This is a genomic window from Burkholderia territorii, from assembly GCF_902833055.1.
Lineage (GTDB): Bacteria > Pseudomonadota > Gammaproteobacteria > Burkholderiales > Burkholderiaceae > Burkholderia > Burkholderia territorii.
In genome coordinates this window covers 37,332-50,038 of sequence record NZ_CADFEJ010000001.1, presented here as the reverse complement: position 1 = coordinate 50,038, position 12,707 = coordinate 37,332, and the positions used below count along the sequence as shown (strand labels likewise).

Annotated in this window: 10 protein-coding genes; 6 read left to right on the top strand and 4 right to left on the bottom strand. The window is 67.5% G+C overall.

Annotation, left to right across the window (positions count from 1 at the left end; genetic code table 11):
• Positions 1-59: 59 nt before the first annotated feature.
• The 3 genes from HW466_RS00245 to HW466_RS00235 form a co-directional block, all read right to left on the bottom strand.
• Positions 60-650 (bottom strand): hypothetical protein, encoded by a 591-nt coding sequence (locus HW466_RS00245; protein WP_059449543.1) that lies wholly within the window; start codon positions 648-650, stop codon positions 60-62.
• Between the two features lie 111 nt (positions 651-761).
• Positions 762-1,088: a hypothetical protein gene (locus tag HW466_RS00240; protein WP_060348338.1), complete on the bottom strand. Its 327-nt coding sequence runs from the start codon at positions 1,086-1,088 to the stop codon at positions 762-764.
• A 1,906-nt stretch (positions 1,089-2,994) separates the two neighbouring features.
• On the bottom strand, positions 2,995-3,921 hold the full coding sequence (locus HW466_RS00235) for an AraC family transcriptional regulator (RefSeq protein ID WP_059506707.1): 927 nt from the start codon (positions 3,919-3,921) through the stop codon (positions 2,995-2,997).
• 183 nt (positions 3,922-4,104) lie between these two features.
• Between HW466_RS00235 and HW466_RS00230 the strand changes: the two genes are divergently transcribed.
• From HW466_RS00230 to HW466_RS00205, 6 genes are all read left to right on the top strand, one after another.
• A complete protein-coding gene (locus HW466_RS00230) occupies positions 4,105-4,566 on the top strand; it encodes a (2Fe-2S)-binding protein (protein ID WP_059449539.1) in 462 nt (153 codons plus the stop codon).
• A gap of 2 nt (positions 4,567-4,568) precedes the next feature.
• A complete protein-coding gene (locus HW466_RS00225; protein ID WP_151005315.1) occupies positions 4,569-6,779 on the top strand; it encodes a xanthine dehydrogenase family protein molybdopterin-binding subunit in 2,211 nt (736 codons plus the stop codon).
• A gap of 451 nt (positions 6,780-7,230) precedes the next feature.
• The gene (locus HW466_RS00220) at positions 7,231-7,629 is read left to right on the top strand and encodes a winged helix-turn-helix domain-containing protein (RefSeq protein WP_059449537.1); all 399 of its coding nucleotides are present in this window, start codon (positions 7,231-7,233) and stop codon (positions 7,627-7,629) included.
• Between the two features lie 358 nt (positions 7,630-7,987).
• Positions 7,988-9,166, top strand: coding sequence for a type III secretion system cytoplasmic ring protein SctQ (gene sctQ / locus HW466_RS00215; protein WP_176316066.1), 1,179 nt, complete (start codon positions 7,988-7,990; stop codon positions 9,164-9,166).
• Between the two features lie 3 nt (positions 9,167-9,169).
• Positions 9,170-9,844 carry a type III secretion system export apparatus subunit SctR gene (gene sctR, locus HW466_RS00210; protein ID WP_044847619.1) on the top strand — a complete coding sequence of 225 codons (675 nt, stop codon included), beginning with the start codon at positions 9,170-9,172 and terminating at the stop codon, positions 9,842-9,844.
• On the top strand, positions 9,841-10,626 hold the full coding sequence (locus tag HW466_RS00205; RefSeq protein WP_174906099.1) for a lytic transglycosylase domain-containing protein: 786 nt from the start codon (positions 9,841-9,843) through the stop codon (positions 10,624-10,626). Before sctR ends, HW466_RS00205 begins: the two co-directional genes overlap by 4 nt.
• A gap of 53 nt (positions 10,627-10,679) precedes the next feature.
• Here HW466_RS00205 and asnB read toward each other — a convergent pair whose 3' ends face one another.
• Entirely contained in the window at positions 10,680-12,647 is a 1,968-nt protein-coding gene (asnB, locus tag HW466_RS00200; RefSeq protein ID WP_060022470.1) for an asparagine synthase (glutamine-hydrolyzing), read from the bottom strand.
• Between the last annotated feature and the right edge of the window lie 60 nt (positions 12,648-12,707).

The window sequence follows — 12,707 nt, the reverse complement described above, 5'->3', positions numbered from 1 at the left end:
GACAACAAGGCGACGAAAGAGACCAGCGTCGTTGGGAAGCTGGCCCCCCGACACCCGAATCAGGGACTGCCGGCAGTCGCGCCGGAGCTGCCCTGGCTGCCGCCCGAGGCGAACGGCGATCCGGCCGGACCGGTGCCCCATACCGTCGACGAGTTGATGTGGTTCGAGCCCGCGACCGTTCCCGACCACCCGCTACCCGCCATGCCGGCGGCACCCGCGTTGGCAATGCCGTTGTCGTTCGCGCCGGTTGCCGTGTAGTGGTTCGCGCCGAGTACGATCGTGGCGGTCACCCCTCCCGACAGCGCATTGGCGTTCTCGCTCGTGTTGCCGTTTCCACCGAACGAGCCTGCGGCACCGATACCGCCGCCTGCCGCGAATGCGCCCCCGTTCGTGCCCCAGCCGCTGGCCGTCGAAGTCGAGTCGTGATAGGCGGATGCCGTGCCGGTGGATCCGGCGGGTGTCACGGTACTTCCTGCGTTCGCGCCCGCGACCGACGTCGAATTGCTCGTGTAGCTGCCGGTACCGACCAGCACCGAACCCGACACGCCTGCCGCGACGGACTGCGTCTGGTTGAATGTGGACGGTCCGGACGCCAGCACGGCCGACGAAAGGACAGTGAGCGCTGTCGCTAAAATGACGTTGGCTTTCATAGCAGTTCCTTGCTGTGAGGAAGTTCGGTGGCCAGAGCGCCGGGTCCGCCCCCGCGGGACGAAACCCGGCATCCGTGCCACCTGTCCATGACGAACGCTATGCGCCGCGGCTTAGTAGTGATACATCGTCCAGCCGGTCGAACCGGCGTTTGCGCCGCTGGACCCGCCGGCTTGTGCGCCGCCGAAGCCGAAGCCGCTCACCGTCGACGTATTGGTGTGGTTCGTGTACGAGATCGAGGTGCTCGCGCCGCCACCGGCCGTTGCACCGGCGGCGCCGAGCGCCGCGCCCGAATCGGTCGCGGTGAAGTGACCGAACCCGACGACACCGGCCATCGTCTGGCCACCGCTCGACGAGTTGCTGGTCGATACCGTGCCGCTCGCTGCGAACGCTGCACCCGAGACCGCCATAACTGCTGCTGCAATCAGAAGCTTCTTCATGGTCGACTCCATAACGGCGTGGACGGAACAAGCGAGGAAAGCTGCACGCCTTCAACTTCCCTGCCTCAAGCAATCCCTGAAATTAAGGATCACTATCCAATCACAAAGAACCGATTCATTTCGAATCCGAAACCACGTAACGTTTGGCCAGTCGAAGTTCAAGCTCGTGTTGACTTGTTTTCCTGATTATTTATGTAAATATTCGATATCCAATATCTATTCACGGATATCGAAAAACAAATTGCCTCACGCACCCGAATGCAGACACTCGCCATTCGAGACCAGTCGTTTTCGACATCCGCACCCGCGACATACCGGCACCTGGCATTCGCTTCGGCGATCGAAAATGCGTGAAAATGATTAACTACCGAAAATGCAGCGCCATCGGAAACATGCACGTCATCGTGGCGATAACGGGCCTGCATTACGGTGAGTCGGCATCGCGTCTCCCTGAGCTACCGATCAACGATCTTCCGGATGATCCGGCCATCGCGTATTCGAGCTAGTCCGGCCGGCGCCCGCATCTGCCCGGCCCAATCGATACGGCACTGCACGGGCGAAGTCGGATCGGGGTCGCGCCGTCCGGCATGAACAGCCGGACCCACTCGGACGCGTCGAAGGAAGGAAAGCACCGCTGTCGGCCGGTCGTCATGCGGAAAGACAGGCGTTCCAGCACGTGCAACGCGCGCACGCATGGAACCCGGCAACGCGCCCGCGACACTGGCACTGCATCGCGAGCCGTATTCCGATCTGCCCGACTACCCCACGGATGCGCAAGGAATGCGCGGAACGAATGACTACTTCTGGTCTTCATCGCTGTGTCCCCGACTGCTTATTGACGAACGCGCAGCCCCCCATCTTTGTCGCATCAGGTCGACCGTTCGCCGGTGCGTCTGTTGTCGCAAGCGGCATGCCATGCGTGATTCCACCGGTCGTTACATGACGTGTGCCGTCCGCGACGCCCGCCGATATCGCCGGGAATCGCATTTTTTGTTTCAGGAATGTATCGCGACAACCGTGGGCAATATGTGCCGATCATTGAATACGGCGAAGCAATCCCGGAAAAGACGTACGAATGCGACCTGCGGAGCCTCACACGAAGGGGTGGCGAACAGGCGTTTCATACTTGAGAAGTGCGTGGTCGCACATTGCGGCCGATCGGCCCATCGGCCCTGCGAAACGGCGTGCCGCGGCGCGTTTGACAGCATTCGCATGCCCGGAAAACGACGAATCGAAATGCGTGGCACCCGGTGCAGCGGAGCGTGCACGGCGGATACGGGCAAGCTTCCGGACGTGCGTCCCCAGCCGCCGCGAAATGCAATTGATTCATCCGTGAAAATACCGACGGGATCACGCGTCGACCAACAGTGCGAAGTGCGGTGAGAAAACGGCGATTGCGCGACGGGCCGACATGGCTTTCACGTCGCCTGCATGTCGGGAAAGTGACAACATGTGCGGCACGAACCCTTCAATATCCTTGATCCGATTTTACTGCCGTCATTCAATTGACGACATTCGATGTCAATAATCGTCGCGCCCCAATCTCTTGATGACGACACACGATGCGCGCGAGAAACATTTCCGATGAAATATCGACCGAGAATTCTTATCGCTGAAACGTGTTCGCGTAAAGCACGATCCATGCAGAAAATGTGTGACGGCGCGACTTTTCCCCCGTTTCGACCAGTCGGTTCGTGTGCTGCGCGGGTGTTCTCACACCGGTTCGCGAAATCCAGGGATGCATGCATGAAACAGAAGTGCGTGGGCGGCGCGACAGCGCTGTCAGCGGCGCTCGCTCGCCTGCGTGCGACGGCTCCGGCATGCGGATTGTATGGCGTCACGGTTCGGCGCAGCGCTCCGCGCGACGAAGCGACGCGCGATGCAACCGAAATGAACCGCGCTGCCGTTACGTGCCGAGCAATTCCTTCTTGCGCAGATGCACGACGTCGCGCATCGGCGGCGCACCGAACAGCCGGCTGTATTCGCGGCTGAACTGCGATGCGCTTTCATAGCCGACGGCAGCGGCCACGGAGCCGACGTCGCCGCCCTGCCGCAGCAAGAGCCGCCGCGCTTCGTGCAGCCGCAACTGCTTCTGATACTGCAGCGGGCTCAGCGTGGTCACGTGCTTGAAGTGATGATGGAGCGACGACACGCTCATGTTGACCGCCTGCGCGAGCGTGTCGACGCGCATCGGTTCCGCGTAGTGATCGCGAATCCATTCGATCGCGCGTGCGATCCGGTGCGTCTGGCTGCCGGCGACGGCCATGTGCCGCAGCCGTGTGCCCTGCCCGCTCGTCATCAGCCGATACAGCAGCTCCTTCTCGATCAGCGGCGCGATCACCGGAATGTCGGCTGGCGTTTCGAGCAGCCGCAACAGTCGCAGCGCGGCATCGAGCAGCGGCGGCGTCAGCTCGCCAAGCGCGATGCCCTCGCCTTCGGGGCCGGCGTCGGGCTCGGGCAGCCGCATCTCGGCCGCGAGCTCGACGATGCGCTGCGGATCGAGCGTGAGCGACAGGCACAGGTAAGGCGCCTCCGGCGACGCCTGCGTGACGCGCGAGAGAATCGGCAAGTCGATCGACGTAATCAGGCAATTGCGCGCGTCGTATTCGTAGGCCTGGCCGGCCACGATCACGCGCTTGGCGCCCTGCGCGGCGATCACGAGCGCGGCGCGCGACACGCCGCAGCCGAGATCGACCGGATGCCCATGCCGATGCAGCATCAGCGCCGGCACGGCCGTCGAGTGGGAGCCGTCCGTCGGCGCGAAGCGGGCGATCAGCGATGCCAGTTCGCGCCGCCCGGATTCGCGCGACGCCGCGATATCGGTCATGTCCATGACGGGTTCCTCGCTTCGTTTCCCGGAATCGCGGAAGCATAGCGAATCGCTCGCGGCCGCGCCGGGGATTTGCAGGATTGTTCAATAAATTTGCAGGAATGGGTAGACGCAAAAATCGCGCGCTCGCGCACACTGCCCGCTAACCGGGCGCATGCCGGGTTTTCCCCATGGAGACATACAAAAATGCCTACCTCGTTTGTCCTCAACGGCAAGACCGTTACGCTCGATGCCGATCCGTCGATGCCCGTCCTCTGGGCGATCCGCGAGCATGCGGGGCTGACCGGCACGAAGTTCGGCTGCGGCATGGCGCAGTGCGGCGCGTGCACCGTCCATCTCGAAGGCCAGGCCGTGCGCTCGTGCGTGCTGCCGCTCGCCGGCATCGCGGGCAAGCACGTCACCACGATCGAAGGCCTGCAGAGCAAGCCCGCGCAGGCCGTGCAGGCCGCGTGGGTGAAGCTGCAGGTGCCGCAATGCGGTTATTGCCAGTCCGGCCAGATCATGTCGGCCACCGCGTTGCTCGAACAGAACCCGAAGCCGACCGACGCGGACATCGACGCCGCGATGAACGGCAACATCTGCCGCTGCGCGACCTACGCCCGCATCCGGGCCGCGATCCACGACGCTGCCGCGACGCTGGGAGCCTGACCATGACGATCGAACTCGACAATCGCGATTCGGTGCGCCCGTCGCGCCGCACGTTTCTGAAGGCCGCGGGTGCCGCGGCCGCCGTCAGCCTGACGATCGGCTTCGACTGGGCCGGCCTCGGCCGCCGCGCGCTCGCCGCGACGGCATCCGCCACCGACTTCGCGCCGAACGCATTCCTGCGCATCACGCCCGATGGTGCGGTCACCGTCGTCGCGAAGCACGTGGAAATGGGCCAGGGCGCGTACACCGGCATTGCGACGATCGTCGCCGAGGAGCTCGATGCCGACTGGTCGAGCGTGCGCGTCGAAAGCGCGCCGGCCGATGCGAAACGCTATGCGAACCTCGCATTCGGCACGATGCAGGGCACGGGCGGCAGCTCGGCCATGTCGAACTCGTGGCAGCAACTGCGCGAAGCGGGCGGCAAGGCGCGCGCGATGCTCGTATCGGCCGCGGCGGCACGCTGGAAGGTGCCGGCCGACGAATTGACCACCGCCGACGGCGTCGTCACGCACGCGAAGAGCGGCAGGACGGCCGCGTACGGCACGCTGGTTGCCGATGCGGCGAAGCTGCCGGTGCCCGACAAGGTCGCGCTGAAGCAGCCGGCCGACTTCAAGCTGATCGGCCATCGCATTCCGCGCGTCGACGGGTCCGCCAAGTCGAACGGCACCGCGCATTTCACGCTCGACACGACGTTCCCCGGCATGCGCGTCGCGCTGCTGCAGCGGCCGCCGCGCTTCGGCGCGACGGTCAAGTCGTTCGACGCGACCGCCGCCAAGGCCGTGCCGGGTGTCGTGTCGGTCGTGCAGGTGCCGGGCGGCGTCGCGGTCGTCGCGACCGGCTTCTGGGCCGCGAAACAGGGCCGCGACGCGCTGAAGGTCGACTGGGACGAAACGAACGCCGAAAAGCGCGGCTCGGACGAAATCATGCGCGAATACCGGCAGCTTGCAGCGAAGCCCGGCGCGTCGGCGCGCAAGGACGGCGATGCGGACGCCGCGATCGCGGGCGCCGCGCGCAAGATCAGCGCGACGTACGAATTCCCGTATCTCGCGCACGCGCCGATGGAGCCGCTCGACGCGGTCGTCAAGCTGACCGCGAACAGTTGCGAGATCTGGGCCGGCGACCAGTTCCAGACGGTCGACCAGGGCAATGCCGCCCGGGTTGCGGGCCTGAAGCCCGAGCAGGTGCAGATCCACACGCTGTATGCGGGCGGCAGCTTCGGCCGCCGCGCGAACGCATGGTCGGACTACGTGGTCGAGGCCGTGTCGATCGCGAAGGCGCTCGGCGCGGATGGCAAACCGGTCAAGCTGCAGTGGACGCGCGAGGACGACATCCAGGGCGGCTTCTATCGCCCGATGTACTTCCACAAGCTCGATGCGGGGTTGACCGACGACGGCAAGCTGGTCGGGTGGCGCCATCGGATCGTCGGCCAGTCGATTCTTGCCGGTACGCCGTTCGAGGCGTTCATGGTCAAGAACGGGATCGACGCGACGTCGGTCGAGGGCGCGGCGAACCTGCCCTACGCGGTACCGAACGTGTCGGTCGAGCTCACGACCACCAAGGTCGGCCTGCCCGTGCTGTGGTGGCGCGTGGTCGGCAGCTCGCACACCGCGTACGCGGTCGAGGCGTTCATCGACGAAGCCGCGCACGCGGCCGGCAAGGATCCGTACCTGTTCCGCCGCGACCTGCTCGCGAAGGAGCCACGCATGCGCGCGGTGCTCGAGCTGGCCGCGCAGAAGGCCGGCTGGGATCCGGCAAAGCCGCTGCCGAAGGGCCGCGGGCGCGGGATCGCGGTGGCCGAGGCGTTCAAGAGCTATGTCGCGCAGGTCGCGGAAGTGTCGGTCGACGCCGACGGCAAGGTGAAGGTAGAACGCGTCGTGTGCGCCGTCGACTGCGGGATCGCGATCAACCCCGACATCGTCGCCGCGCAGATGGAAGGCGGCATCGGCTTCGGTCTCGGCGCGGCGCTGCACAGCGCGATCACGCTGAAGGACGGCCAGGTCGAGCAACGCAACTTCGACGGCTATCACGTGCTGCGGATGGCGGAGATGCCGAAGGTCGAGGTGCATATCGTGCCGTCGGCCGAGGCACCGACCGGGGTCGGCGAGCCGGGCGTCGCGCCCGTTGGACCGGCGGTGGCCAACGCGATCTTCGCGGCAACCGGCAAACGGCATTACGTGCTGCCGTTCGATTCGGGCGACACGGCTAAGGCTTGACGGGGCGGTGAAATGCCGGCCGCGCGGCAGAAGTGCCGCGCGGCCGTTTTTTCCCCAGCGTGCGGTAGGTTCCAATGTAGGGTTCGAAGTCGGCAAAAAACCGCACCAACCTGTTGATTTGACTCCGCAATCCGTCCTATTCGGGAGGGTTCGATGTCGGGTTCGCCGTCTACCCGAAACCCTGCACGATCGGCGGAAATCGCCCGCTCCCCGTAACACCGCCCGTAACGCCCGTAACGTTCCCACCGGATGCTACGTAACAATCCTTCAATATTGCTCCGACCCTTCCGCGGCCCGTCGCGCGTCCCGCGTTAAAAATTCTTTTAGATTCAAGGCCGGCGCGGCGCCAGCCGCGCTCCCGCCGCCCGCCGATGCCTGACAGGCCGTCCCTGGCCCGGAAGTTGCGGTACATGACTCGCAAACACTCCTTTACGGACATGCGAGGGCCAACATGGATTGCAAATACCTGTACATCGACAACATAAAAATCAACTTCGTGCGCCGCACGATCGAAATCGACAACAAAGTCGTCGACGTCACGCCGCGTGAATTCGACGTCGTCGAATTCCTGCTCGACAACATGAACAAGATCGTGCCGCGGCAGGCGATCCAGGAAGCGGTCTGGGGCCGCGAGCTCGGCGTGTCGTCACGCACGCTCGATACCCACATCTCGCGCATCCGTTCGAAGCTGCAGCTCGATCACGACAAGAACCTGCGGATCATCCCGATCTATGCGGTCGGCTACCGGCTGGTGCTGTTCGGCGCGGCCATGACGCACGTCGAGCGCCACGACGCCGCGCCGATCCTGCGCGCCGCGCCGCAGCCGGCGATGGCCGCCGACTACGCGTAACGCGTAGCGGCGCATCCGCGCGCCGCCGCTGCGCGGCGCGCCGGCAAGGCTCCCCACCGCGCCGCACGTCCGACGTGCGGCGCCTCGCGGCCCGGCACGCGTGCCCGCCGCGCCACGACCGCCGCCTCCGGGCGGCGGTCGCCTTTGTGCGCATGGCATGTCGCATCCGGCCACGCCGCTGCGCGGCACGCTTCGTAGCTCGCCGCCGCCCGCGCGGCCGCCGCGCGCACACGACTACGGATTCCGGCGCGGCACACGCCCGGCGCCGTCCCTACAATCGACGCAGCAGCCGCGCGCTTGCTGCGCCGTCGGCCACAACGACCCGTCGAACCAACGCCGAATCCGCCCCGATCCCGCCGTGCCTGCGCTGTCCCTGACGAATGCCGACGCCGGCGACGCCGCGAACCGGGCCTCGCCCGCCGCCGCCCCCCCGGCCGCCGCGGCGCCCGCCATCCCGCCCGCTCCGGCCTCGGCTGCGGTCCCGCTCGACGCGTCGCCGTGGCTGCCGCGCGTGTCCGCCGCTGCCGCGCGCGGGTTGTCGCACGCATACGGCGCGACGGCCGCGGTGCCGGTCACGCTCGGCGAACACGCGTACGAAGTGCGCTGGCGCGTCGACGCCGAACCGGCCGCCGATGCCCACGCGTACCGCTTCGTCATCGGCCCGGCCGCCGGCACGCTCTGGATCGACCCGGTCGCGGAAGACGCATGGCTGGGCGACGCGGCGGACCCCGCCGTGCCGGCCGTGATCCGCGCGGCGCTGCTCGCCGACCTGGCCGCACCGTTGTCGGCCGTGCTGCAGGCGGCGACACGGCAACGCGTGGAACTGTTGCCGCCGCCGGCGAGCGTGCCCGCGTGGCGCACGTCGCCGGCCTCGCTGCGCTTCGAACTGCGTCGCGCCGACGGCGCATGGCGCTGCCACGGCGCGCTGCTGTTCGACGCGCCGGACGCGCTCGCGGTGTTCTTCGCGACGCCGGCGACCGCGCGGCCCGACACGCGCGCCGCGTATGCCAGCCTGCCGGTGCCGCTGGTATTCGAGATCGGCCGGACCGAGCTGACGATGGCCGAGCTGGCCGATGTCGTCGGCGGCGACATCATCGCAATCGAGCGCTGGCGCGCGCACGAGCAGAACCTGCTGTGCGTCGCGCGGGTGCCGGCCGCGCCGGCGTGGGAGATCACCGGACGGCCGTCGGGCAACCGGCTGACCGTCGAACGAATCAGGGAGATGCCTTTGGAACCGACCCGCACCGACACCCCGCCCGCGACCGCGCAGGACGCGTCGCCGGACGACGCGCCGCGCTCGCTCGACGCCCTCGCGGTCGACCTGCGTTTCGAATTGCCGCCCACGTCGATCCCGCTCGGCGAACTCGGCGCGTTGCAGCCGGGCGCGGTGATCGAACTGCAGCAAGGCATCAACCAGAGCGTGATCCATCTCGTCGCGAACGGGATGCTGATCGGCACCGGCCATCTGATCGCGGTCGGCCAGAAGCTCGGCGTGCGCGTCGCCACGCTGACGCAGCCCACGCCGCGCGAGCGCTGAACGATGGGCAGCCTGCCGAATCCGGTCGCGCTGATCGCGGTAATCGCCGCGCTCGGCATCGCACCGTTCGCGGCGCTGATGGTGACGAGCTACACGAAGCTCGTGGTCGTGCTCGGCCTGCTGCGCTCCGCGCTCGGGATCCAGCAGGTGCCGCCGAATCTCGTGCTCAACGGCATCGCGCTGATCCTGTCGCTGTTCATCATGGCGCCGGTCGGAATGTCGATCCGCGACGCGCTGCAGGCGCGCCACTTCGACGCGTCGGGGCAGTTGTCGACGGCCGACATTGGCGCGCTCGCCGATGCGGCGCTGCCGCCGGTCAAGGATTTCCTGGTGTCGCACACGCGGCAGCGCGACCGCGAATTCTTCGTGCGCACGGCCACGTCGGTGTGGCCGAAGAACCGCGCCGACGGCATCAAGGACGACGACCTGCTCGTGCTGGTGCCGAGCTTCACGCTCGCCGAGCTGACCAAGGCGTTCCAGATCGGCTTCGTGATCTATATCGTGTTCATCGTCGTCGACCTGCTGGTCGCGAACATCCTGCTTGCATTAGGGATGCAGATGATCTCGCCGACGACGATCTCGGTGCCGTTCAAGCTGCTGCTGTTCGTCGCGCTCGATGGCTGGTCGCTGCTCGTGCACGGGCTCGTGCTGTCGTACCGCGTGGCGGGGGCGGGATGAGCGCGCGCGGCGGCGTCGCGAGCCTGTGCGCGCTGCTCGCGCTGGCGCTCGCATGCGCGGGCATGCAGCCGCGCGGCGCGCACGCGGCAGGCAGCGCCGCGGGCTTCGCGCAGCTTGCGCGCGCGTGCGCACCGAACGTCGATCCCGACACGCTGGCCGCGCTGGTGCGCACCGAATCCGGCTTCAATCCGTATGCGATCGGCGTGGTCGGCGGCCATCTGACACGCCAGCCCGCGTCGCTCGCCGAAGCGCGCGCGACCGTGGGCGAGCTGGCCGCGCGCGGCTTCAGCTACAGCGTCGGTCTTGCTCAGGTCAACGTACGAAACTTCGCGAAATACGGCCTCGACGATACGACGATGTTCGAGCCATGCCGCAACTTGCGGGCAGGCGGCGCGATCCTGACCGAATGCTTCGCGCGCTCGTCGAACACCGGGCGCCCCGCGCAGGCCGCGCTGCGCGCGGCGCTGTCGTGCTACTACAGCGGCAACTTCACGACCGGATTCTCAAGCGGCTATGTGAGCCGCGTCGTCGCGAGCGCGCAGCGCAACGCGCGCGAAGGCGGCGTCGAACCGATCCCGGTGGTGCGCGACGTGCCGCCGCCCGCGCGACAACGGCGCATGGACGCGGCCGCGACCACGCCGCCCGAACGCGCGCGCAGGCTCGCGTCGCCCGCGGCGTCCGCCGACGCGCCGTCGTGCCATGCACGGCCGGTCGTGATGATGTGTCGTGGATTGTCGGCAAACCAGGCGAAGCGGCTGTGCGTGCGGTGTCTCGATCAGTAAGCGAGCGACGAACACGGCGCACGACGTGACGCGGCTCGCCCGGCCATCCCGCGTCACGTCGCGCGCTGATGCTCCAGCCACGCCTGGAACATCAGCACCGTCCACAGCTGATGCTGCCAGTTCATCCGGCCCGTCAGGTGCTGCCGCCACAAGCGCTCGACGGCCTGCGCATCGAAGAAGCCCTCGTCGCGCAACCGCGACGGCTGCAGCAGCGCGTCGGCCCAGTCGCGCAGCGCGCCGCGCAGCCAGTGATCGACGGGCGCGCAAAAGCCCTGCTTCGGCCGATCGATCAGCGCCGACGGCACGTAGCGGTCCAGCAGCCGGCGCAGCAGCGCTTTCGACTGCCCTTCCGGCAAGCGCACCGACGCGGGCAGCCGCCATGCGAATTCGACGACGTGATGATCGAGGAACGGCATGCGCGTCTCGAGACTCACCGCCATGGCCGCGCGATCGACCTTCGCGAGGATATCGGTCGGCAGGTACGTGAGCGTGTCGATCGCCATCGCCTGCTCGGCGAAGCTCAGGTGCGCGGGCCATGCGGACACCGTATCGAGCGGCGTCGGCGGCTCCTGTCCGGCGAGCGCGATGCGCTCGGGATGATGCACCGACGACATCAGCAGCCGGTACAGCCCGATGCGGCTCTCGGCCGTCATCACGTGGCCGAGCTTGTGCAGCCGGTCGCCGATGCGCGTCGCCGAGTCGCGCGCTTCCACGCCGCTCCATGCGCCCTGCGCGACCGCCGCGAGCTGGTCCGCATGATCGGGGCGCAGCGCATGCAGCGCGGCGGCGATCCGCGCGCGCACCGCCGCCGGCACGCGATGCAGCTTGCGCCACAGACGCGGTGTCAGGAAGTAGCGCGTATAGCCGCCGAACAGTTCGTCGCCGCCGTCGCCGGACAGGCTCACCTTCACATGCCGGCGCGTCAGTTCGGACACCAGGAAGGTCGGAATCTGCGAGGCGTCGGCGAACGGCTCGTCGTAGATCGCCGGCAGCTTCGGCACGACGCCGAGCGCATGGTCGGCCGTCACGTAGAGCTCGGTATGGCGCGTACCGAGATGCCGCGCGACCGCCTTCGCATAGCCGGCCTCGTCGTAGCCGGCCTCGTGAAAGCCGATCGTGAACGTGTCGACCGGGTTCGCCGATTGCGCCTGCATCAGCGCGACGATCGCCGACGAATCGATGCCGCCCGACAGGAACGCGCCGAGCGGCACGTCGGCCTCCATCTGCCGCGCGACGGCCTGGCGCAGCACGGCGTCGAGCTGCCCGACGGCGTCGTCGGTGCTGCCCTCGAACGGCCGCTCGCGGCCGGCTTCGATCGCCTGCTCGAGCGTCCAGTACGCTCGCACGCGCGGCGTGTCGCGCGCATGCTCGAACTGGATGAAGGAGCCCGGCGGCAGCTTGCTGATGCCGCGATAGATCGTATGCGGCGCGGGCACGCTCGACTGGCGCAGGTACAGGCACAGCGCGTCGCGATCGATCGTGCCGTCGAAGCCCGGATAGCCGCGCAACGCCTTCAGCTCCGACGCGAACACGAGTGCATCGCCGATCCGGCCGTAGTAAAGCGGCTTCTCGCCGATCCGGTCGCGCGCGAGCGTCAGCACCCGCGACGCGCGATTCCACAGCGCGAACGCGAACATGCCGGTCGCGCGCCGCAGTGTCGCGTCGACGCCCCACGCGGCGATGGCCGCGACCAGCACCTCGCTGTCGGAGTGGCCGCGCCACACGGGCGCGCGACCCGCGCGCTCGAGCTCCGCGCGCAACTCGCGATGGTTGTAGATTTCGCCGTTGAAGACCATGACGTAGCGGCCGCACGCGGATACCATCGGCTGCCGGCCGTGGACCGACAGATCGACGATCGCAAGCCGCCGGTGACCGAGCGCGATACCGGCTTCCGGGTCGACCCAGAGTCCCTGCCCGTCGGGCCCGCGATGCGCGAGGCTCGCCGTCATTCGCGCGAGGGTGCCGCGCGCTGTCTCCTCATCGAAGGCGACGCTATTCAGAAAGCCGTCGATTCCGCACATTGATTTGTCTGCCTCTGTTGACCTGTTCCGTCAGCGGCGGCGCCACTTCGCAGCCCGCCG

Excerpts from the sequence above, each read along its gene's own strand:
- HW466_RS00245 (WP_059449543.1), bottom strand. The coding sequence starts at position 650 with ATGAAAGCCAACGTCATTTTAGCGACAGCGCTCACTGTCCTTTCGTCG.
- HW466_RS00240 (WP_060348338.1), bottom strand. The coding sequence starts at position 1,088 with ATGAAGAAGCTTCTGATTGCAGCAGCAGTTATGGCGGTCTCGGGTGCA.
- HW466_RS00235 (WP_059506707.1), bottom strand. The coding sequence starts at position 3,921 with ATGGACATGACCGATATCGCGGCGTCGCGCGAATCCGGGCGGCGCGAA.
- HW466_RS00230 (WP_059449539.1), top strand. The coding sequence starts at position 4,105 with ATGCCTACCTCGTTTGTCCTCAACGGCAAGACCGTTACGCTCGATGCC.
- HW466_RS00225 (WP_151005315.1), top strand. The coding sequence starts at position 4,569 with ATGACGATCGAACTCGACAATCGCGATTCGGTGCGCCCGTCGCGCCGC.
- HW466_RS00220 (WP_059449537.1), top strand. The coding sequence starts at position 7,231 with ATGGATTGCAAATACCTGTACATCGACAACATAAAAATCAACTTCGTG.
- sctR (WP_044847619.1), top strand. The coding sequence starts at position 9,170 with ATGGGCAGCCTGCCGAATCCGGTCGCGCTGATCGCGGTAATCGCCGCG.
- HW466_RS00205 (WP_174906099.1), top strand. The coding sequence starts at position 9,841 with ATGAGCGCGCGCGGCGGCGTCGCGAGCCTGTGCGCGCTGCTCGCGCTG.
- asnB (WP_060022470.1), bottom strand. The coding sequence starts at position 12,647 with ATGTGCGGAATCGACGGCTTTCTGAATAGCGTCGCCTTCGATGAGGAG.